The organism is Sinanaerobacter sp. ZZT-01, from assembly GCF_035621135.1.
Classification (GTDB): Bacteria; Bacillota; Clostridia; order Peptostreptococcales; family Anaerovoracaceae; genus IOR16.
Window position 1 is genome coordinate 400,190 of record NZ_CP141728.1, and the last position, 21,358, is coordinate 421,547.

The window sequence follows — 21,358 nt, forward strand, 5'->3', positions numbered from 1 at the left end:
TGATGGCCTCACTTTCATACTGTTATGAATGTTTCAGCCCTATTTACCCATATCGCTGTTTTTACCCAACTTCATTATATCCTGAATCTTCCTGCGCGTCCAGACATTTCAGGGGGCAGAAACCGTCATTTTAGAATTTGGGCATATAGGCTGACCGTGTACGCAATTCCATCTGTAGCGGCGGGAGCTTCTCCCAGCCAAAGGACAGAGGAATTTCGATGGTAATGCGGGCGTCCGCTTCCAGATTGTTGTCGGCGTTCCCCGGCGTCAGGGGTGCGTTGGACAATTCCACGGAAAGCCCTGACAGGCGGTATTCGTAGCCTTCGGCCTGCCGCTTGATGTGGTAGCCGTCCTGCTCATCCGTGCCAAGCAGATTGTTAAGGCGGTAATATACATCATCGTAGTCAAGGTTCTCCTGCCAGCTATCGCCGGACAGGATATAACCGCCGGAATACCCCTCACGCAGTCCGTTGTAGGCTTCGTCATAATTGGTGGTGACTACGGTGATAACCGCCTGCTGGAGTCCGTCACGGACACCCTGCACGATGATCCCCAGCCTGAAAAACTCCGAGATGGCACAGATCAGAAGCAGCAGCCCTAAAATTAAGGCAACCGTCAGGGGCGTTGAACCGCCCTTTTTATCTTTTATGATTTTTTTTAGTCGCATAAACTCCGCCCCCTTTACTTGTAATAGACTTCGGATTTTCCGGTTGCCTTGGCCTGAAGCTCAATGGGGAACGGACCAAATATGAAAAAGCTAATGTCCACCGTATCGGTCAGAACCACCTCAATATCTCCGTTAAGCTGTACCTTTCGTCCGCTGTAATAGTCACAATCCCATCGGATGTTCGGGTCAAGGCCGGTCTGATCCCGCATATCGGAAATACGGGATTCCACGCTGGTGTTTCCCTTGATTTCCGCTTCACGCACAATCTCCGTGGCGAAAATATCAAGCTGCTGCTTTGTGGTAAAGACCGGGAACAGGGAAACGGCAAAGGACACCACCAGTAGCAGGCAGAGAATGCCGACAGCCACATCCAGATATCCCTCACCTCGGTTTGATTTCAATACTTTTCTAAGCATAGCCGCACCCCCTAAAACATTCCCGACATGGCGCCGAGGATTTGATACCCCATGACCCCCATATATAGGAGCAGCATACAGCCAAGGAGCAGGAAAGAAAACTTTCGGATTTTGGGCGGGCGTTCCATAGCCAGCCGTTTCAGCCTCTGCAATTCCAGTTGCTTGAGATCATGGGAGAGCATTTGAAAGAATACCACACCGTCATCACCACGGAGAACGCCAATCAGTCCCCGCACAATGTCCGACAGCATGGCACTGGACACTCTGGCCTCAAACCGGGTCAATGCTCCCTCATAATTGCCGGTACGCATATCCGAGGTGGTGATGGCAAGTTCGTTTTTCATGGCTTTTCCTGCGTTCTTCTGATAATGCTCCAAAATGGAAAGCACATCACGGCTTGCTTTCAGCTCCTGCACCAGCGTAGACACAAAGCGGGGCAACTCGTATTCAATGTCCTGCCGCCTTGCGGTAATGAGCTTTTCCGCCTTGGTGCTTTCCGTAAAGTACACGGCAATCCCAATAATCACGAACACTGGCGATAGGATTGGCAGAAACAGCAGACATGGAACAACACCTAAAAAAATCAGTCCTGCCTTTACGATTGCCTGTGCCGCATATGCCTCGGCAGTCATAGGGATCTCAGCGGATTTGAGAATGGCAGTCAGCTTGCGTTTTTTATGTTCGTCCATAAGCAGGACTTTTGACAGTTTTACCGCCAGTTCCATAATAAAGGCGTCGGAATCCCGTGCCTGTTTTTTTGTCTTTTTGCCCATGCCGAGAATCGCCTTGGTCGCCTTATAGGTCGGTACGCTGAGAAGCTCCGCCATAATAAGATAAAGCCCTGCTGTCAGAAACAGGGCGAAGAAAATTAAAATCATACTGTGCATTGTACAGCGCCTCCTTATCGCTTGTATTCAATGGGGCGTGTGTGTTTCGCAACGGCCGCCACCGATACAAAAATCATTCCGGCGCAGATTGCCAGCAGTATCTTCCCAAGGTCCGTAAACATCAAGGTGTGATACCATTCCTGATTGAGAAAATACATCAGCGGAATGCTGCCTAAAAGGAGTACCACCATCGTGATATACTCCTTGACCGGTTCAAACAAAAGCAAGTCCAATTCAGCCGATACCACACGCATATCCGACAATTTGGCGACAATGGGCGGCAGAATGTTTTTCAAGTTATAATCATCCTGACACGCTATCACCGCATCCACCCATTCATGGAAAACGCTGTTGTCAATTCCGGCTTTCAAGCCCTCCAAGGCTTCCTTGGTGTTGGAGTTGATGAGCTTTGCCTGTAACAAGAAGCCCCGGAACACCTCTGCCACCGGGGGATTTAGGTACGGCTGGTTTTCCTCAATGGCACGGATAATCGTGTTTTTCCCCCGAAGATAGCTGGTGGTGATGATGGACAGCGCCGTTTCCAGTTCGGTGTTGATCTGCTTCTTATGCCTGCCTGCGGTCAACTTCACAAAGTAGAACGGCAAAAGCGCAAACCCCACCGCCAGCACCGGCACAAGAAAGCTGTTTTTCATAGTGAGGGCAATCATAGCCCCCACCACAAACAGAAACATAGACAGAATACAGAGTACCGTAAATTGTCCACTTTTGCCGGTGATGCGTAAAATCTCCTTGGTTTCAAGGAAAAGCAGCTTCAGTCCTTTGGGCTGCTTATTCTTTCGGCTTTTGGCAATCCTGCTTTTGAGTGTGGTGTTTCGGGGCCTCACATATTCCGCAAGCCCCTCCAAAAAAGAAAAGGGCGATAACGAAAGCAGGATAAAGCTGCCCGTTACCGCCAGTAAAAACGCAATCGTTATGAGTATTGTCACTGTGCTAAACCTCCATTTCCTCTAAATCTTCCATCAAGTCCTCATAGCCTTTATACCTCGTCACGGTATCGGACACTTCCTGCAAATCATCCACCATATCCTGATGGGTTTCAGGCAGGCTTTGGGACGCAATCTCCTTTGCCATATCCGAAAAGCTGCCCAAGAAGCCCCAGCAGCTATCGGTTTCCTCACCATTTTCATAAAGGCGGAAGCCGTAGCACTGACCGGAGAGATAGTAGTCATAACATTCCACCTCGGATTTCAAAAGCGCGTTGGCTTTCTCGTAGCTCTCCGGCGTCAGGCTGCCGTATTCCTTTTCAATGTCCTCCGGTGTGGCGTAAATCCAGCCTACCTGACCGGAATCCCATTCGGCGTGCTGCGCCCTTCCGATAAAAGAGCTGACCGACATACTGAGCATGGAGTGGTCGTACAGGTTCAAGGGTAGAATGATGTTTCTCTCCGCAGCCAGCGTATAGAGGTCAGCGTTTGGCAGGGCGTCCACAAGGCTTTCAAAAATCTCCTGCCGATTTACTTCCAGCCTGCCCTCAATAGAAGCCTCGTGATACCATTTCTTAAAATAGGTATCATAGCTGCTGATTTCCCAGCTTGCCGCCGAACGGTCATATTCCAGCTTCACCTTGTCTGTCTTGCCGGATTTCACATAGGCAATGAGGGTGTCGGGCGAAACACTGTCACGCACCAGCTCCTTGAGAAAATCATTGGTGTTCTCGAAATTATGCTGATCCCCAAGGTTATACCGGCTGTGCCAGCAAATCATATGCCCGAAATTGTCGTAGTCGGTGCGGGGGTTCAGCGGTTCATAATCCATCATAATTTGCAGAAGATAGGGCGCTTTATAGGCTACCATGCTCATTAAAATGCACCTCCCTTACGCACTTAAAAGCCGCTGCTGTAATTTCAGCGGCATACCGTTCTCCCGGAGCCGCTTGCACAGGCTCTCAGACGGTTCGTGAACCTTTTCATAGTGACCGATGATCTTGGGCTTTCCATTTTCCGTGAGGGTGTCGGTAATATTAAAACGGTACAGGGTACGCATGACAGGCGCCCCCGCTTTTACGCCCACACACTCGGCAATCTCCATCAGACGGCGGCTGTTGTCCTCCAGCTTCTTGGCAAAGGCCACCACAGGAAAGCCCCTTGTGGCAAGCCCCATCAGGGTGGCATCGTCCATAGAGCTGCTTTCCTTGCACAGTGCCGCCATGCGATAATAGGTGTCCTCGCAGCCGTTGGCGTGAATGGTAGTCAGAGAAGTATGACCAGTATTAGCCGCTTTGATGGCTTGCAGGCTTTCCTCACTTTTCATTTCCGCCACCACAAGGAAATCCGGGTGCATGGTAAGGGCAAGCTCCAAGAGCTTTACCATGGACACCACCTGTTTGGGATCGTCGGACTCCTTTGTAATGAAGTGAATAACATTGTTCAGAACCCTGCCCAATTCATCACGCTTCACGCTGTCAAACTCACGGCAGCCCTTTTCAATGGTGATCAGCCGCTTGTCATTGGATATCTGATCGAGTATCCAGCTCATCAGCGTCGTTTTGCCGGAGGAAGTCGCCCCGGTCATGCACATGGAAACGCCATAATTAAAAAACACCGAAAGCATATCCAGCATTTCGGCGGTGGCAGTCCCATAGCTGACAAATTCCTCTTTTTTGAGCTTGCGGGGGTTGACAATACGAATGGACACGGACAGCCCCTTGTCCTCGTCCACAATGCCGGGAGATGTGGCGGTAATACGGATTTTGTTGGAAAGATGGCCGATCACATAGGGCTTGGCATTGTCCAGTATCATGCCGGACTTATGCAGCATACGCTTGATGACATCAAGGGCGTGCTGGGGTGAGGTAAAGGCTTCCTTGGTGGGGAGTACCTCGCCGCTTGCATAGATGACCTTCACATCGTCCCACTGGTTGATGTTGACTTCCTCTACATCATCACGATAGAGGTACTTGGAGAGAAAGGAAAAGCCGGTCATTTCTCCATACAGGAGTTCGGCAAGCTCATCCGGTTCCATGCAGTCCACGCCGAGCTGCTTTTCTTCAAGATATTTGCGGATATAGCTGCCGATCAGCGTCCGGCTATGCTCCGGGTCATCTTTTAGCTGGTCGGCATAGTTCTTGGTGATGTACTCCTGCACATCCTTCAAGACCTCGGCAAAGGGGCGCAGGCGGGTTTCCCCGCCCATCAATCCCACATTGTTATGAATATTTAAGACATTTTGCAATTTACGTCCTCCCTTCAATTCAGGATGATTTCATATAAATGTTTCGGGCAGACCGGAGCCTTATCGGTTCTCGGTCTGCCCGGTTGGTTCCAGCTCCCGCCTTTGCTTTTGTAGCAATAGGAAAAGCCGCTTGCCAAAAGGCTTTTTCCGTTTTCGGCCTCCAAAATATAGGTAATGAGCTTGTCATAACCCAATGCCCTCCCCGCACGGCGGCAGGCTCCGTACAACTTGGAACAGGCATTGCGGGTTCCGTCCGTGCAAAGCCGCAGAACCTCCACTGTCATGTGCTGGTCAATGCGGCGTGATCGAGGTCTGCCAACAATGGCAACACCACAGAGCCTGCCATTTTCATAACAGGCAAGGGAAAAGCGGTGTCCTCTTACGGCCATATGATGTCGATGATGTTCCGTTATATAGTCATTGGCAGCCTTTAGTTCGATGTGTCTGGTGGATAGCATCAAAACTCCCCTCGACTTTTGGAAAAGGGAAGTCGAAACGCTAACTTGCTCTTTGCTTTCTTCGACGTTTCCGGTACAGGGGCAGCTTCTGGTGCAGCCTTGGCCTTGGGTTTCTCCGGCTGTATCCCTAAAATCCGTTGGATTGCCACCGTGTACCCGGCACTCTCCGGCTGTGTCAGCGGAACCAGCAGGGCAAGTTCGTCAAACTGCTGTTCCAGTTCAGGTGCATAGGGCAGAACAAAATCAGCGCCGCCGAGCTGCTGGGCCGCAGCCTCCCAATCCTGTCCTGTTTTGAGATTTCCAATGACGGTGCTGTGGGTATCCTTGCGGAACCGGCTGTCTGCCAGCATGGGATTGTGGGTCAGGTAATAAGAAACGCCTTTCAGATTGGCGGTTCCCAGCTTTAGCACCCTGTCCGCCAGTTCAATGGCGACAATGGATGCCGGGTCTGCCTCAAAGGTAGAGGTGCAGTCAATGATGATGTAATCCGCCAGATAGCGGAGCAGGACAAAAAATTCCACTGCTTTTTCTCTTGTGATTTGTGGGTAGTGCATCAGGCTTTCTCCTGCGCAATACCCCAGCAGGCTGATATAATCGTTTTTCTCCGTAGGCACACAGGCGTTCAGGATAGTGGTCTGTGCAAGCGCAGGAGCCGTTAAAAGACTTCCCAGCGAGGTGTCATGGGTCATATGGGCGGGCAGTACAGCCGGAATCACCGGTGTAAAGGGGTCGCAAAATACCACGATGACATTTTTCTTCGCCGCCGAAAGTGTAAGGGCAAGTTTTAGGGCAGCGGTGGTTTTCCCGCTGCCCTGACTGCCCATGACGGCAATTACTTTGCTTTCTTCCATGGTTTTGGCCTCCCTTTCTCAGTCTTCCGTGTCAGAAATATCGCCGTTTGCAGGCACACCCCCGGCCGCACTGTCGGGAGCCGGTGCCGGTGTGCCGTCATTATTTTCGGTTTCATAGGTTAAGCCCTCGCTTTTCGTGGGATACAAAGCCTCCAACAGCTTGGCTTGCTCGTCTAAAAACTTCTGTGCGTTCTCTGCACCGCCACGGTAGACCAGGGCGGCATGAAGTTTCCCCGTCTGCTCAAGCTCCGCAAGAAGCCTTGCCTGCTGCGGCGTGACAAGGACGGTAATGGTGCTGGCAAGCTCGGTATCCTCATTGCCCTTGGGCTGCTCCTGAATATTGCGGTCGTTGCCGCTGCTGTCAGTGGTGGCGATAATCTCAACATATTGCAGTTCATCAGGGATCAAGGTTTTTCGGGCCTCTCCCACATCACTGGCAATCAGGGAAACAATATCCCCACGCTCCAGCTTGCCGGACAAACCGGCCGCAAAGCTCTTGATGGTGACGGAAATAGCTCTATTCGTGCCGTCCAGCCCGCTGAGATATTCATTTTTTAGTTGGGGCGTATCGGAGAGCTTGCTTTTCAGAATGTAGTCGCCTTTGTAAAGGTCGGCATTGGCATACTTGCCGATGACATCCTCTTTCTTGTAAACCACATCAGAGGGAAGATTGTAGCCGCCCGTTTCCACAGCGGTAATCATACCGGCCGTAATCTCATCGCCCTTTTTGATTTCAGTGGTGACACGCACCAACTCCACTTTAGACTGGAGTGCATTATTAAACATGGGCGTCAGGCCAAAGCAAATGATGAGGGCTGTGATAATACACAGCAGCCCCACCACAATTCTGTTTTTGAGTAAATCTTTCATTGTGTTATCCTCCATATCGTTATTAAGTTGGGAAAAGGGTCAAAAATGCCCCGAAAGCTAAAAACGGCGCAAGGGGCAGACTTTTTTGTTCCCTGCAAAATGCACGGTTCCAAAGCAGGGCAAAGAAAAGCCCCCATATCATCATCCAGATGCCGCCTGTTACACCGAGGGCAAAGCCGCTGGCCGCCATGAGCTTTACATCACCGCCGCCAATCTTTTCCGTTTTCAATGCGGCAATCAGAAACGGCAGGGGAACAAGCAGAAACCCCAAAAGGGCAGGCAAGGGCTGAAAGTGAATCAGCCCTGCCATTGCAATCAGTAAATGTAGACAATCGGGGATTTCATAGGTCATTAGGTCAAACACCCCCGCCACCATGAGGACCTGGCATAGCAGGATACAGCGCAGCGCCGTTGGGGTAAATCCATATACACAGAGAAACACCGCCGTCACAGTCATGCTGAGAACGGCGGTGTTGGGTGTAGAAGGTTTTAATATTCTGCTGATAGCCATATCGCACAGACTGCCCACAAACAGAGCAAGGAGCAAACAGGCAAAAAAGGCACTCCAGCCATCAGCGTTCCAGCTCATCGGCCTGCTCCTGCATTTCTTGCTCATGTTTTAAGAACTCCATGCGTGCATTGGCCATTCCTAAAACTACTCGGTCGAGAGTTTCCTTATCGGTTGCTTTATCCCCAAAGCAGACCAAACAGTGGTAGGTAGAAGTGAGCGGATCATCTAATCTGCTCATAGCCTGTAATTGTGTATCCGTAAAGCTGTTAAACTCTTTCATGTGCTGATGCAGGACGGTAATCAGATGTTCAAACTCGGTGTTCGGCTCACCCCGGATTTCCTCATAGCGTTTCAGGTACTCCTGACAATCTGTATAGTCCTTTGCCAGCTTGTCATCATACTCATTTTGCCAGTGTTCTCTTTGAATAAGCCTCTGTTCTTCTTCCTGCTGATAGCTGGTAATCTGCTGTACCATGGCACGGTAATCTTCCGCCCGCGTCATTTCGTTTATGGGCAGCGCATCCCATTGTGCCAAAACTTCCCCTATATGCTGCTTGGTATCCAGCACAAAACGGTCAAAATATTCTATCAGTCCGTCCCACAGAGAAGCGCCGTTCTCCTTAATCTGCTCACAGGCTGCCGTCAAGGGCCTGTCATAAAACAAAAGAGCCTCTACATCGGAATAACAGCCCGAAAGTGAGGATTCCATGTGTTCAAGAAGTTTCTTTGCAATCGTAATCCTTTCCGACAATTCCTCTACATCGCCGTCCATAAAATTGGCAGTTCGCACCATTTCATTGTAATCTTCATGGGCTTTAGAAAGAAGCAGCGACAGCCGTTCTTCAAATGCCATATCATCCCTCCATTTCTTTGACTTTCTGAATAGCCTCCCGTATATCAAGGCCGTTGATTTCATCGCCAAGACACACCCAGCCGTCATACCGCTGCCTTGCAAACAGTTCCGCACGGGGAACATCCCCCATGAGCTGCTCAATGCGGCGCCGCACTTCGTCCGGCTTTTTGCTGTGATACTCCACCGGAGTATCTACAATGCAGTGGACCGCTTTGGATAGGCGTTTCGGCTTGCCCCTTGATGCAATCAGACACAGTTCGGGATTGGCTCTTGTCCAGAAGCCCAGTCCCCAAAACCATTTTTCCTGCTGCTTTTTACACCGCTTTACCCAGCAAAAGCCGAGGGTCTTATAAGTAAATCCCCAACGCTCAATGGCTTCCAGCCCCGCCAGCAGGCATGGGAATGTCACCCACAGAAACAGCACACAGTCCTTATCTGCAATTCCTGCCACATCAAGGTTGAAAATATCCTCGGCACTCATGGTATGGTAGTGGTTTTCGGCGCTGCGACCCTGTCCCTTTTTGGAATAAACCTTGTAAGACCACGGTGGGTCTACATACAGAACGGAAAACCTCATAGACAGCCACCCGGCAGCCGGACCCCAATCTCATAGACAATGTTGACGGTAACGGCGTTTCCGGCCTGCCGGTAAAGCTGGGCGTCGCTGATGCCTGCCGCTTTTGCACGTTCAAACAGGTAGTCCTCAAAGGCTTGTAACCTCCAGCACTCTCTCGGCGTCAGCCTGCGGATACGACAGCATAGGAGAACGCCCATGCTCCCACCCGTCATCAGGGTTTGGGAACACTGGCGACCGACACGCCCCCTGCTCCGGTGGCTGTTGGGATAGGACAGATTGATGCCATCGCCGGGATACGCCATCGTGCAGCCGTCTTTTTTGTCCTCTCTGATAGGCAGACCACCTTTCCAGCCCTCGCAGCAGCACAGCAGAATGCCGTGCTGATCCTGCGTTGTCAAGGTAAAGCTGGGTTCTCCCGGCTCTTTGAACCGCCTGCCGTTCTGCCTCTTTTCCATGCGGTCGGGGGTAATGACCGCCATCACGCAGTCCGGGTGTCCATGGCACAAAAAGACACCGGAGGTTTCCCCCCGGTGATTGCCGATGCCTGAATGCTGCCTTGCCCGAATACACCGGGCGGTTTCCGTGATTTTCGGCTCTGCGCTTAAATCAATGAACGCAGCACAGGGCGCAATTTCTGACAGCACGGCATTCTGATCCTGATTGCGGTTTAGGCCACGGGTATCGCTGGCGTTCAAGGTATGGGCCTGATTGATAGCCCCAGTAATACCCTCCTTGCGGTTGACCGATACAGCATAAAGCCCCGTTCGTCCTGCAAAGCCGCCGCCCTCCGCTGTCAGGGTAACAGAAACACCGCTTATGTCGTATACTCGCTTTCCTTGGCTTCCTCCGATAAGCTGCTTAACAGGCGCTGTGTTTGCTCCGCCGATAGGAAATACCTTTCGTCCACGGATTCCTCCAAAATGTCCAATAAGGTACACTCGCTCCCGGTGCTGGGGAACGCCGAAATGCTTTGAATTGACGGCTTGCCATTCGCAGTCATACCCAGCTTCCCATAATTCAGCGAGAACGGTGGTAAATGCCCCGCCATTCTCGCTTGACAGCAGATGCTTAACATTCTCAACGATAAGCTGCTGGGGTCGATTTTCGGGATTCGTGCTTTTGAGCAGGCCAACGACTGTAAAAAACAGTCCGCTTCGGCTTCCTCTAAGACCTTCCATGCGTCCTGCGATGGAAAGGTCAGTGCAAGGAAATCCAAAAGTCCAGATTTCAGCTTTTGGAATCTCTCTTGCTCGGATCTGTTTAATGTCCTTGGCATACCATTCGCCTTTGCAGTTTTTCCCATCACAGTTTTTTCTCACCTCCGGTTTACACATCATAGTAAAATTAGAGCCTGCATCCTCCCGGTAAGGGCAGGGTGCAAGCTCATACATTGCCATATAGCTTTTGTTTGCGTATTTATCAATTTCGACATGACCGACACAGGTATGTCCGCTTCTTTCGAGACCTCTACGGAATCCGCCGATTCCTGCAAAAAGGTCAAGAAACGCCAAAAGTCTACCTCCTTATCTCATACCCCATTCATCCTGCATACGGTAGGGGTAAATCTGCTGGCTGCGCCGAAACCGGAGCATATCCCCGATTTGGTCAACCACACTTTGGTTATTTTGGTCTTTGGTACACATCATCACCGAACCGAAAATGCCGGACAGGACTGCCACTACGGTCAGCGCCACATTTCCTGCAATCAGCCAAAGGAGCGCTGCAACTGCACCGCCGAACAGGGAGCCGACAACGCTTTGCATAAGCTCCCGCCTGCCAAAGCCGTTGAACAGCTCGTTTTCTGCCTTTACTCCGGTGGGGATGTAAAGGTTAATTTCATTGTTCACTCCATTCCTCCTTACCCTCCATAGTAGTAAAATACAATCTCCTTGATTTGCCAGATACACTCGGCAATCACATAGAAAACAACAGTGTTTTTCGCCCGCTTTTTATACCGTGCCTGTTCTTCCTCTGCCGATTGCAGCCGGATCATGCAGTAAATAAAGCGGAACACTGCACCCAAGCGGATGAGGGAAATGACTGCTATGGAAATATCGTCGAGGGTTATCATTTCATCATCACCGCCTTTATTTGACCATTCCCTTTGCCATGCCTACCAGCCGGACGGAATGGTACATATTGTTGATGACACCGGCACCGCCCCCACCTGTGGGAACCATAAACTCACTGAGGAAACGGGGGGTCTTGATGGCAAGCACGATGCAGGCAATGCCCCAAAAGATATTCATTATGCTTACATTCATCATCATGGCGACACCCAGCTTGCAAAGGCATATCTGCACCACCACCGCAAAGGTGGTCTGAAAGAATTTGTTGATATAGGTCTTGAAAACACCCTTATCGCTGTCCAGCAGACCGACACAGGCAAGGGGCAGGCCAATGCGCAGAATCATAATTTCCAGCCCCCTCATCAAGAATTGGAAATACAGCACAAAGTAGCATATCACGAAAACCAACCCGAAAATGGCTGTCACCAGTCCAAGGGAGCTGATCCCGTTGACCCAAGCATTCCAGTCATAGCTTGTGTTTGCACTGATAGCTGCCATTAGTTCATCGGTCAGGCTTTGGGTGATCTCGGCAAGCCAGCCATACATGACCGGAAAGCAGACCGCCACGGCTATGGCCTGAATAAAGCGAATGACCAGATAGGCCGGTTCTGCGTCCGGGTCGCCGTCTGTCCACATGACATAGCACTCAAACCCTTTTTTCAAAAACTTGAGGATAATCAAGGACACGCCAAATCCCAGCAGAATATCAAACAGCACACTTACCATACTGCCGCCGCCTGCCGCAGTCATATACTGATCGGCGTTTAATGTCATGGGGACAAGACCGGAGAGCATTTCATCAATAAATGCTACGGCTCCATTTAGAATGGCAACAATCAGCAGTACAAGAATTATTTCCAATCAAAAATCACCTCCTTGCCCTGCTGGAAATCCCGCAGGGCATAAATTCCTTATGGCTCACTCAGCAGGAACCGTTTCTTCCGTCTGGCTCTGATAAACCTCCAGCACGGTGTCTTTGATTTGACTGTGCAGCTCCGGTGTGATGGGAAAACAAATATCCTTGTATTCCCCGGCATTGGTTTTCCTGCTGGGCATGAACACGCAGGTGCCTTTTTCGCACTCAACGATGCGCACCCCGGTAATCAGAAACTCATTATTCAAGCAGACTGTGGCAATGGCCTTGAGCCTGCCTTCGTTGCTCAAACGGGCGACAATTTTAGCGGTTACTTTCATCGGTAATTCCTCCTATTCTTTTATAAAAACCCCATGCTGCCATATCATAACGGCAGCATGGGGCATTGTGCGGGTCTTACCCTCTGTAATTGAACAGCTCCTTGACACGATCAACCAGCGTAGGCAGTACCGTGTCGTTGAACAGCATATAAAGCCCTGCCAGCAAAAGGGCGCCGATTACCACAGAAATCAAAATCTTCAGCGCCGTGTCCACAAACCCCTCGCCGGACTGCTGGGCAAGAACCGTACCGGATTTTGTTCTGAGCTGCTGGAATTTCAAAGCCCCTGCAATGGCGGCAGCCTTTCCCTTTTCTTTCACATCGTTTACCTTGGAAATAACCTTGTTCATAAAGTTTTTCATTGTGTTTGTTCTCCTTTTCATTGATAGATTTTGAGTTATGATAAAGCCGGGGTAGTCCCCTGCCTTATTCCGAAAAGTCCACCGGCTTACTGGTAGTAGCCGATGATAATATTGAGGGTGGCGCTGCCCAGCACCGCACCGATGCAGGACACAATCGCCACTACAATGCGGTTGTTCCATTTTTTCTGATCCATCTCGTCCGCCGCACTTCTTCGGATACAGAAATAGATAATAAGCAGGCCGGCCACCACGGGAGCCAGAATCATCAGCCATGTGGTGGCGTCCTGAATGAGCTTTTCCGTACCCTTGGCTATTTGGCTGTCACCAATCCCGGCAGCATAGGCCACCGTACTGTTTTGGAACAAAAGATAGGCGGTAAGCGCTCCCGCACTCACCAACTTGCCTTTTGCTCTGATTTTTTTAATCATCTGTTCCATCTTCACTTTCACTGTGTCTGGAACCTCCTTTCCTGAATCCTTTTTCTGAAAAAATTGCGCCCATCTGAGAAGCAAAAGCCTGTGACTTCTGCTGGGCTTCCTTCATCTGCAAATCCTTGGCGTAGTAAACCCAAATGTTCCAAAGAGGAATATCGCTGGTCATATTGGACAGTACCAGACGGGCTGCTTCTCTCGTTTCCCGCACCATGCGGTTATGCTCCTTGCCGCCCAATCCGCACATCTGATTAAAATACCACTGCGACAGATCGGGGGCGTTCATCAGCGCCGGATGGGAACGGCTGATGACGATTTGTGAGGGTCGCTGGATTCTGCGGATTTCATCCGTTGTCAATAGCTCCCTTGCCACAAGGCTGATGCTGTGGGAGCTGGAGGGGTTGACATACCGCCCATGCTGGCTGGAAAGCTGATAGGCGCTAGTGGTGTACTTGCCCAGCTTGTCACAAACCTCCTGCAAGGTTTCCTTATCATCCGCTTGCAGATAAATCCATGTCTGACAGTTGGATTTGACGATAGCCTCCGTTTCTTTGTCGTATTTTAGGGAAAGCTGTTCAAAACTTTGCAGGAACAAATTGAACCGACACCCGCGCCCGCCTGCTACGGTCAGCTTATTGGGGAAATCATTCAGTTTTGTAAAATTTCCGAACTCATCAAGCACAAAGTTGACACGGCGTTCCAGTCTGCCGCCACGCTGGTCGGATTGACGGACCAGAAGTTCATAGAGCTGGGATACCATCAGGCTGGCGATAGGGTAGTAAGTCGTCTTTTCATCGGGCAAAATCATATAGAGCGCCTGCTTTTTCTGTCCGATTTCCGAGATGTTGTAATCGCTCTTATGGGTAACGGAATAGACGGAACGGCTGGTAAACAGGCGCAGGGTAGTCAGCGCCGAGGTATCAAAGCTGCCCTTGGTACGGCTTGGGGCGACCTCGGCAATGGACATGAGCGCCCTTGCCGGGTGGGTGCTGGGCAGTTTTTTCATGTACTCGCTCATAGGCGTCTTGCCGCCCACAGACTTGCTCATTTCCGCGATAAACCAGTACACATTGGTGAGGTTCTGATACTCCGGCCGCTTTTTGTTGTCCACCACCACGCAAAGAATCGCTGCCGCTATGGTGGACTTCTCGCCGTTTTCCCATATCTTTTCATTGGAAACATCATCGCCCACAAGGATGTTGGTAATGTCCCACGCATACATTTCCGCACGTTCCATATCTCCCTTATTTACCGCGTCAATGACTGGTTGAAGGAGATTGTAACGAGTGCTTTTTTCCGGGTTCTTGAAATCCAGACAGATCACCTCATAGCCCAGCTTTTTAAGAAATACCGCTGTATAGTGGAACAGTTCGGCTTTGGGATCGCTGATGACCAGACTTTCCCCGGCAAGCCCCAGCATACAGATGGACTGGATGACAAGGCAGCGTGTTTTCCCTGAACGAGTTGCGCCGATAGTCAAAGTATGGGTATCGTCAGGAATGTAGTAGAGCCGTTCAGACGGCTCCCCAAGCTCTCCTGCTCTGATTTTCTCTGCACCCACCACGATGCCGCCCTCATCAAACAGCTTATAGGGATCGGCTTTTTCTTTCTCCGGCTTATTTTGCGGTACGGGCGGGGTATCCTGTGGCTGTGGTGCCTCTGTTAAATGAGCAGCCGCAAGGTCATAATCCACGGATTCAAAGTCCGCATCCTGTATCAATTCCTCCTTTTCTTCCCTTGATTTTATAGGAACGGGCGGTGGGTTGGGTTCGTCCTGTACCGCCGCACCCTGCCCGGTTTCCACTTGCTCTAAGGGTATATTCTTATTTTTGTTTTCCTCCATAAACGGCAAATCCTCAAAGCCGGTATCTAACAGCCTACGAATAAGAGGGTTCGCCGGATTGATAAGCTGTGTTCCAAAGACCCTGCACTTTTCTTTATCTTGCAGCCACCGTGCCGAGCCATGCTGATACTGTCCCACCGGGGCAGGCGTATAGATGTCCTCTGCCACTTGAACAAGCTCGCTTTGATAGGGGCGGTTGTTCTGTACCCAAAACAGCACACAGCACAGACAAAGGAAACCCTCAAAGGACAAGAACAACATAAGCTGCTGGCGCTGGGTGAACAGCCCTGCGATACAGTCCCATAACGGGAGTAAAGTCAGGGTACGGACCCGGTGCGACAGCAGCCCATGCAAAGCCGCAGTAAAGAACAGATTGAAAATTGTGCCAAGGCCGATGATGATGGAACCTAAAATGAGCTTTTCCTTTTTCTTCATCGGCAAAGTTCTCCCTCCGGCTCTGCGGCTGGCTGGAGGGCAGCATCAAACTCTGGATAAGCCTGCCTAATCCTGTCCATCGTTTCAGGTGTAGGAATGCCCCAAACCTCACCACGCCCAACCGCCATGCGATCCCCGTCCACAGGATGCGTTAAGTGAATGGTATCTCTGCGGACATAATCCGGGCGGCAGCCGGGGCCATGGGTGACTGCCCATATCTGATTACGGGGTGTCCGATACTCCTGCTTTAGATGCTCATGCCGAAGTATCACAAATTGCCCCTCATAATTTTCCCGCCTGCTTTCGGGGAAACAGTCAATCGAAGTCAAAATTCTGTTTTCATCGGTGCTGACCGGATAATAGGCTGGATCATGGGGATGGCTCACGAAAAATATCGGGATTTTATGCTCCATAGCAAATGCAACTTCTCCCTGCATCCCTTGGCTGAAAGTGGTTCCCATAACCCACAGCTCATCGGATTTTTCCAACAGGGCAAGGCCAAGCTGCAACCCCTGTTCCCGCTGTTCGGGAATGGTGTCATTGCACCATTGACTGAAGATGATATGGGGAGCAAGCGGTAATACCCCCTGCTCTCCGGCAATGCGGCAATATTCCACGGCATTTTTTATGTTGGTGTTATAGTCCCCACGCAGAGGACTTGCGATATACACCATTTTCAAGTTGTTCACCTCCTAAAAAACAAAAAAGTGCCCCCCTGCACCATCAATGCGGTGCAGGGGGGCCGGTTGCTGTTCTATTAAGTTTTCAACGATTAAGGCTCATAGCCAAAGTCCTCGGCTTCCTCACCCGGATTATAAGGTTCCTGCGCAGTATCTTCCTTGAAGTCACTGTGTTCCGGCTCATTGGCCGACCGGTCAAGCTGCTTTTGCAGGAACAGGCTGGCAGGAGCGTTCACAGGCGGGATTTTCGCCTCCTCCTGAATCAGCTCGTTATAATACAAGACGTAGGTTTTGAAGTTTGTGTTCAGCGTAGACAGCAGGCTGTCCTCGGAAACAATCAGGTCAGCCACTTCCTCATAAAGCTGGCGCAGTTCAAAAAGAGGGACAGCGGCGGTGGTCAAATCGTAAAGCAGATATTCGCCCTGACGGTTTCCAAAGGCTACAGCCATATCAGACATGAAATTATCGGCTACCGCCTCATGGACAGCAAAGAAATCCTGTCCGCCTGACTGCACGAAATAGATACCGTTTCTCACCGGAACGGGCGGGGGGCTGTCTTTGCCCTGCTGGGCAGGCGGGGGGCACTCGCCAAAGTAATCGGTCAGACGCAGTTTGCCGTCACGCCTGATTTCCTCCATCATCTCCACTGCCTTGGCTTCCATGCGCTTGCAGGCAGCCACACGCCGCTGAAGCATTTCATACATGGGAACATCCTTGATGTCCTCGCCGTAGCAAAGCCAGTCCCCGTCCTGCTCTGCCATGGAAATGGCTTTGTCCGACAATACCTCCTTAGCCTTATCCTTCGGGATCATAATGCCCTCACGCTCAATGCCGTTTTCATCTTTTGCTACAATAACATAAATATTCAGTGCGATTTCAAGGGCAGTATTAATATTGCCCCAAATCGACTCTCCGCTTGGATGATTCATAATATCACTCTCCTATCTGAATGGGTTACGCAGTTACACTTACATAATACAACTATATATCCGTATAATCAACCACTATTGTTATCTTATATTTTGTTGTGTTATGACACATAATAAAAGTAGGATAGATTAAAGGAGGATAAAGATGGACTTACCACAAAAATTCAAACTGCTCCGAACGCAAAGGGGTATCAGCGTATATAAGCTGTCCAAAGAAACTGACATATCGGAAAATTATATCCGCAAAATTGAAAAAGGCGAAAGCCAGCCATCTGTGCTTGTGCTGGAAAAATTGCTTGCCCGCCTAGGCACAACGATTTCGGAGTTTTATAACGAAAGCAGCGATGTGCTGTATCCCACTGCATATGAACGGGAACTTGTAGAAAGTGTTCGTGTGCTGAATCAAGAAAAGGCTGATGCGGTTCTCCATATCGCAAAGCTGATGGCAAAGTAACCGGCTGCCCTAACAAGGCAGCCGCTATTTATTCCCGTTCAATGCCGCGCTCCATGCTGCCAAAGAGCCATGAGAAGTCCAGCACCTTTTCTCTTTTTTGCAGCTCCGGCATAATGTCCTCAATTTTATCTACCAGCCGTTCCACAGAGTTGAGATCGTCCTGTGTCATGTCGTTGTCAACGGTGCGCATTTTAACCAGCCCCGCATAGATGACTTTCAAATCCGTTTCGGAGAACAGCCGTTTTTCATCAATCAAGCCGCTTCTGGTGGCGAAACTCTCAAAGGCGTCCTCTTTGTTGTAGAAATACTGGCGCTGGATGGGGTTTTTCTTTTCATCGCAGCGGTAGGTGGAAAGCACATACTCAAACAGGGGGTGATGCTTGCAGGCCAGCACCACGCCGTTATGTTCATTAATTTTATACAAGTTGTTGGGCAATTTCGCGGCGGTTTCCTCATCAAAAGGCTTATCCGAACAGATCCCGCAAGCCACCGCTGTAGACTTGGCAAGGGTCTGTATTCTGTCCATGAGCTTATTCTGCACTTCCACAAAGGGATTTTTCATTACCGTGTCATTCTTGGTGAAAAAAGCAATCAGCTTATCCCTGTGGTAAATGTCCGCCACATAGTCCGGTGAAGTGGAGGGCTGTACGGTAAATCCTTTCTTTTGCAGGGTTTCAAAATAGCTTTGGTAAAACTCGGTTTTGGTTTTCATAGGCACTCTCCTTACATTTCATTCTGAAAATAGTGGCGGGGGGAAAGGTCAGGCTGCCCCGGCAGGCTTTCCTCAATCCTTGCCATCAGTTCACGGATACGGTTCTCCTGCCCGCTGTCCATTTCATTGTCCAGCATAACGCACCTTGCACAGCAGGACACCAGTACCCGAAGTTCATCGTGGGAAAGAGAAAGCGGCGCCGGGATTTTAAGCCCGCTGCGCTCCAAAAAGTCGTCCTGTGCCAGCACGGGGTCATAAAAGAAACGTTCCCTGTAAAAGCGTTTGGTATTGTGCTTTGGCATGGCCTTTTGACAGGTGACAAACTCATAGCCGAATAAAGCAGTACGGCGGCAGAGCAGCACCACCCCAGCGCTCTCAAACACCTTGATGTAGGAACCGCCTGTAAGCAGAATCGTTTCTGTCCGATCCATATCCGCAAACGGCGGCTGCATACAGCAGGAAAGACCTGTACGGGTTTCTTCGGCCGCCTGCTCCAAAGCCCGGACCTTTTCGCCGCCGTAGGTTTCAAAAACAAGCTCCCCATCCTGTGTAACCATACAGAACAGGGAGTTTTCGTTGTAAACCTCGGCGGCTATATCGCTTTCCATAACACTTTCCACACGGAAGCCCCTTTGGGTCAGCCGTGTATAAAAGTCATCAAAAAACTCTTTTTTGGTTTTCAATCCTCATTCCTCCTTAACGGTTAATGTTCATAGCCCTTATCCTGCAATTTCAAAAACAGCTCCTTTTTGGCGTCCTTTGACAGCTCCCGGCCGTTGGCTTTCTCCCAATCGCTGAAACGGCTGTCATTGTCGTGGGTCAGACCGGAGAGCATATCCAGCGCCTCCATCAGCATCTGCTCGGCAAAATAAGAACGACGGGCGCTTTTGTATTCCTCGGATTTCATTTCATAATCCAGCCGGTTCAAGGTCTTTACCATGCCCAGCACACGGTTTGCAATGATTTTATCCGCTTCCCCGGAAAATCGCTTTTGCAGGCTGCCGAGGTATTCATCACTGCCGCCGTATAGCTGGGCCATTTTCATTTTGCTGTCTATGTAGCGTTCTTTCTGCTCCCTGAGTGCAGGGACATTCTCCAGAAGATACGCCACCAGCTTATCAACCTCAGCCTTGAGTTCCGGCGTCAGAAGCTGATAGGCAATGCGGCCGGTGGGCTGGAGTGCGGATTTAAGACGGAATACACGGTCGGCGGTTTCATTCAGTACCGCATCATCAAAATCAAAGCTGCCGGATAGCTCATTTTCCTCGTCATAGTCATCCCGGAGCCGCTTATACTGATCCTTGCCCAGCCGCCGCAGATGCTGTTCAAACTCGTCTACCAGTTCATTGCTGATACTGCGCAGTTCGGCGGTGGCCTTGTTTTTCTGCTCCCCATAGGCACGGATGCGCTCCGCAAAGGTTTCTTTAATGAGCTGCTTTCTGATGGCATTGGGAACGGCAGGCGGGGTAAAGGGATTTTTGACCCGTGACGAGGTATCCCAAAACACCACATGGATATGGGGGTGGCGCTTTTCCTTATGGAGCGCACACGCCCATTGCAAGTTTTCACGCCGGATATTGTTTTTTTCGGCAATGGTCATAATGTGGTTTTCAATATACCTCTGCCATGCCTTTTGGTCGGTCAAGTTCAGTTCGGCAGCCGTTTCCTCGTCAAAAGAAATCACGCTGCGGTACTTGGTGATATGCTTTTTGGAATTGGCATAGACCAGCCTTGCCACATCCCGCCAGTCCTCAAACTCGGTTATGGGACCAGGGGAGAGCTTTCCGAACAGTCCATGGTTCATGCCCTCATTTTTGGCAACCCTCGGACGGGTGGCGATATAGCGCACATGGGCATAATTCTTGCCTGCGGTGCTTTTATAATTGGGATTTTTGAATCTCTGCTTATAGACTAAAAGGGAGATTGCCCATCACCTCCCGTCAGCGTTCCCATTCATCCTCGCCGGACTCCAGCATACGATTTACCTCCCTGATGTTGCGGTCGTCCTCCGCAGCCTCCGCTTCGCATACAGTGCGGTAATTCTCCATTGTGGAGTGATAGCGCCTGCTTTCCTCCAAAATGAATTTCATGCCCCCTGCGGTGCTGGGCGGCAGAGTTTCATAGGGCTTGTAAAACGCATAGCGGTTAAAACCGGCTTGCGGTTCGGGATCGAGCATATCCAGAAATTCATCATACCCAAAGGGGCAGACACGGTTTACTTCCTGACAGGCAAGGTTCACGCCGGAGAGCGTGTCTCTGTCCTGAAGGTTGGCAAGAATGAACGCCCCCATCCGTTCACCGGCTGCCAGCTTTACTTCAACCTGTTCCGTTCCATGTGCCAAAATCTCCGAAGCCGGGGAACGGATGCCTATACTGCCCAAATGCTCTGCCAGCTCATAAGCTCCGCAGGGCAGCTCTACCACCAGCGTACCGCCCTGATAACAGATAACTCCTGTAATCAAAATAATTCACCTTACCTTTCCGGCTCTGCGGCCTCGTCCTGCACCATGTCTGCAAACATGGATTTTTGAAGTTGCTCAAATCGTTGCTGGATACGCTTGTTTTGCTGATAACGGCTGGCATCCAGCTTCATTTCAAGCTGTCCATCCTGCCCCGGCTCCAAAACAACCTGAACCTCTCCGGTGGCAATATAGAAAGAATTGCACACCATTTCCAAGTAGGGATAACCCAGCCGTGAAATCTCAAAGGGAGTGGCTTTGCAAGCGCTGTTATAGGAAAACAGGTTGTGGGCAATGTCAACGACAAAGCGTGTACGCTCGTCAAAATCACGGGTTGCACGTTTTATGCCGGTGAAGCCGATGCCGTCCACGTTCACATATCTGCGGGCGGTTTCGTACAGCTCCGGGTCATAGGACAGCAGATAAAAAGCCGCATGATAAGCAGGGTCGAGGTCATCCGCCCGCTTTGTCAGTGCGGCAAGTTCTTTGTATCGGTTTGCCTGTGTCAT

General features: G+C 50.5%; 28 protein-coding genes. 1 reads left to right on the forward strand and 27 read right to left on the reverse strand.

What is annotated here, in order from left to right; translation table 11 throughout:
- Positions 1-130: 130 nt before the first annotated feature.
- The 22 genes from U5921_RS01885 to U5921_RS02000 all read right to left on the reverse strand — a co-directional run bounded on the left by U5921_RS01885 (position 131) and on the right by U5921_RS02000 (position 17,224).
- A complete protein-coding gene (locus U5921_RS01885; protein ID WP_324824845.1) occupies positions 131-667 on the reverse strand; it encodes a hypothetical protein in 537 nt (178 codons plus the stop codon).
- Between the two features lie 14 nt (positions 668-681).
- Complete coding sequence (locus tag U5921_RS01890) at positions 682-1,083, reverse strand: DUF4320 family protein (protein WP_324824846.1); 402 nt, start codon at positions 1,081-1,083, stop codon at positions 682-684.
- A gap of 11 nt (positions 1,084-1,094) precedes the next feature.
- Entirely contained in the window at positions 1,095-1,970 is an 876-nt protein-coding gene (locus tag U5921_RS01895; protein WP_324824847.1) for a secretion protein F, read from the reverse strand.
- Positions 1,971-1,984: 14 nt separating this feature from the next.
- Positions 1,985-2,917 carry a hypothetical protein gene (locus U5921_RS01900; protein WP_324824848.1) on the reverse strand — a complete coding sequence of 311 codons (933 nt, stop codon included), beginning with the start codon at positions 2,915-2,917 and terminating at the stop codon, positions 1,985-1,987.
- A 4-nt stretch (positions 2,918-2,921) separates the two neighbouring features.
- Positions 2,922-3,791 carry a hypothetical protein gene (locus U5921_RS01905; protein ID WP_324824849.1) on the reverse strand — a complete coding sequence of 290 codons (870 nt, stop codon included), beginning with the start codon at positions 3,789-3,791 and terminating at the stop codon, positions 2,922-2,924.
- Positions 3,792-3,806: 15 nt separating this feature from the next.
- A complete protein-coding gene (locus U5921_RS01910; RefSeq protein ID WP_324824850.1) occupies positions 3,807-5,162 on the reverse strand; it encodes an ATPase, T2SS/T4P/T4SS family in 1,356 nt (451 codons plus the stop codon).
- Between the two features lie 14 nt (positions 5,163-5,176).
- A complete protein-coding gene (locus U5921_RS01915) occupies positions 5,177-5,620 on the reverse strand; it encodes an XF1762 family protein (RefSeq protein WP_324824851.1) in 444 nt (147 codons plus the stop codon).
- On the reverse strand, positions 5,620-6,471 hold the full coding sequence (locus U5921_RS01920) for a ParA family protein (RefSeq protein WP_324824852.1): 852 nt from the start codon (positions 6,469-6,471) through the stop codon (positions 5,620-5,622). Before U5921_RS01920 ends, U5921_RS01915 begins: the two co-directional genes overlap by 1 nt.
- 18 nt (positions 6,472-6,489) lie before the next feature.
- Positions 6,490-7,341, reverse strand: coding sequence for a Flp pilus assembly protein CpaB (gene cpaB / locus U5921_RS01925; protein WP_324824853.1), 852 nt, complete (start codon positions 7,339-7,341; stop codon positions 6,490-6,492).
- A gap of 22 nt (positions 7,342-7,363) precedes the next feature.
- The gene (locus U5921_RS01930) at positions 7,364-7,930 is read right to left on the reverse strand and encodes an A24 family peptidase (protein ID WP_324824854.1); all 567 of its coding nucleotides are present in this window, start codon (positions 7,928-7,930) and stop codon (positions 7,364-7,366) included.
- Positions 7,914-8,705 (reverse strand): hypothetical protein, encoded by a 792-nt coding sequence (locus U5921_RS01935; RefSeq protein WP_324824855.1) that lies wholly within the window; start codon positions 8,703-8,705, stop codon positions 7,914-7,916. The genes U5921_RS01930 and U5921_RS01935 overlap by 17 nt, the downstream gene beginning before the upstream one ends.
- Before the next feature lies 1 nt (position 8,706).
- Positions 8,707-9,282: an MT-A70 family methyltransferase gene (locus U5921_RS01940; protein WP_324824856.1), complete on the reverse strand. Its 576-nt coding sequence runs from the start codon at positions 9,280-9,282 to the stop codon at positions 8,707-8,709.
- Positions 9,279-10,793, reverse strand: coding sequence for a DNA (cytosine-5-)-methyltransferase (gene dcm / locus U5921_RS16170; RefSeq protein WP_417765028.1), 1,515 nt, complete (start codon positions 10,791-10,793; stop codon positions 9,279-9,281). The genes U5921_RS01940 and dcm overlap by 4 nt, the downstream gene beginning before the upstream one ends.
- 12 nt (positions 10,794-10,805) lie before the next feature.
- The gene (locus tag U5921_RS01960) at positions 10,806-11,189 is read right to left on the reverse strand and encodes a hypothetical protein (RefSeq protein ID WP_324824857.1); all 384 of its coding nucleotides are present in this window, start codon (positions 11,187-11,189) and stop codon (positions 10,806-10,808) included.
- The gene (locus U5921_RS01965) at positions 11,141-11,353 is read right to left on the reverse strand and encodes a mercury transporter (RefSeq protein ID WP_324824858.1); all 213 of its coding nucleotides are present in this window, start codon (positions 11,351-11,353) and stop codon (positions 11,141-11,143) included. Before U5921_RS01965 ends, U5921_RS01960 begins: the two co-directional genes overlap by 49 nt.
- Positions 11,354-11,369: 16 nt before the next feature.
- Entirely contained in the window at positions 11,370-12,212 is an 843-nt protein-coding gene (locus U5921_RS01970) for a conjugal transfer protein TrbL family protein (protein ID WP_324824859.1), read from the reverse strand.
- 57 nt (positions 12,213-12,269) lie between these two features.
- Positions 12,270-12,545, reverse strand: coding sequence for a SpoVG family protein (locus U5921_RS01975; protein ID WP_324824860.1), 276 nt, complete (start codon positions 12,543-12,545; stop codon positions 12,270-12,272).
- A gap of 76 nt (positions 12,546-12,621) precedes the next feature.
- Positions 12,622-12,906 (reverse strand): DUF6133 family protein, encoded by a 285-nt coding sequence (locus tag U5921_RS01980; RefSeq protein ID WP_324824861.1) that lies wholly within the window; start codon positions 12,904-12,906, stop codon positions 12,622-12,624.
- A gap of 86 nt (positions 12,907-12,992) precedes the next feature.
- A complete protein-coding gene (locus U5921_RS01985) occupies positions 12,993-13,334 on the reverse strand; it encodes an Mbov_0395 family pilin-like conjugal transfer protein (RefSeq protein ID WP_417765065.1) in 342 nt (113 codons plus the stop codon).
- Complete coding sequence (locus U5921_RS01990) at positions 13,327-15,615, reverse strand: VirD4-like conjugal transfer protein, CD1115 family (protein ID WP_324824863.1); 2,289 nt, start codon at positions 15,613-15,615, stop codon at positions 13,327-13,329. Before U5921_RS01990 ends, U5921_RS01985 begins: the two co-directional genes overlap by 8 nt.
- Positions 15,612-16,295: a hypothetical protein gene (locus tag U5921_RS01995; protein ID WP_417765029.1), complete on the reverse strand. Its 684-nt coding sequence runs from the start codon at positions 16,293-16,295 to the stop codon at positions 15,612-15,614. Before U5921_RS01995 ends, U5921_RS01990 begins: the two co-directional genes overlap by 4 nt.
- A 92-nt stretch (positions 16,296-16,387) precedes the next feature.
- Positions 16,388-17,224, reverse strand: coding sequence for a hypothetical protein (locus tag U5921_RS02000; RefSeq protein ID WP_324824864.1), 837 nt, complete (start codon positions 17,222-17,224; stop codon positions 16,388-16,390).
- Between the two features lie 145 nt (positions 17,225-17,369).
- On the opposite strand from U5921_RS02000, the gene U5921_RS02005 reads away from it, so the two are divergent.
- Positions 17,370-17,678 carry a helix-turn-helix transcriptional regulator gene (locus tag U5921_RS02005; protein ID WP_324824865.1) on the forward strand — a complete coding sequence of 103 codons (309 nt, stop codon included), beginning with the start codon at positions 17,370-17,372 and terminating at the stop codon, positions 17,676-17,678.
- Positions 17,679-17,706: 28 nt separating this feature from the next.
- On the opposite strand, the gene U5921_RS02010 is transcribed toward U5921_RS02005, so the two are convergent.
- Genes U5921_RS02010 through U5921_RS02030 form a run of 5 tightly spaced genes read right to left on the reverse strand, consistent with a single transcriptional unit; the run spans position 17,707 to position 21,358 of the window.
- Positions 17,707-18,390 (reverse strand): hypothetical protein, encoded by a 684-nt coding sequence (locus U5921_RS02010; RefSeq protein WP_324824866.1) that lies wholly within the window; start codon positions 18,388-18,390, stop codon positions 17,707-17,709.
- An 11-nt stretch (positions 18,391-18,401) separates the two neighbouring features.
- Complete coding sequence (locus U5921_RS02015; protein WP_324824867.1) at positions 18,402-19,073, reverse strand: hypothetical protein; 672 nt, start codon at positions 19,071-19,073, stop codon at positions 18,402-18,404.
- 20 nt (positions 19,074-19,093) lie between these two features.
- On the reverse strand, positions 19,094-20,314 hold the full coding sequence (mobP3, locus tag U5921_RS02020) for a MobP3 family relaxase (RefSeq protein ID WP_324826029.1): 1,221 nt from the start codon (positions 20,312-20,314) through the stop codon (positions 19,094-19,096).
- A gap of 16 nt (positions 20,315-20,330) precedes the next feature.
- Positions 20,331-20,852, reverse strand: coding sequence for a hypothetical protein (locus U5921_RS02025; protein ID WP_324824868.1), 522 nt, complete (start codon positions 20,850-20,852; stop codon positions 20,331-20,333).
- 11 nt (positions 20,853-20,863) lie between these two features.
- Positions 20,864-21,358, reverse strand: a complete 495-nt coding sequence (locus U5921_RS02030; RefSeq protein ID WP_324824869.1) for a hypothetical protein — start codon at positions 21,356-21,358, stop codon at positions 20,864-20,866.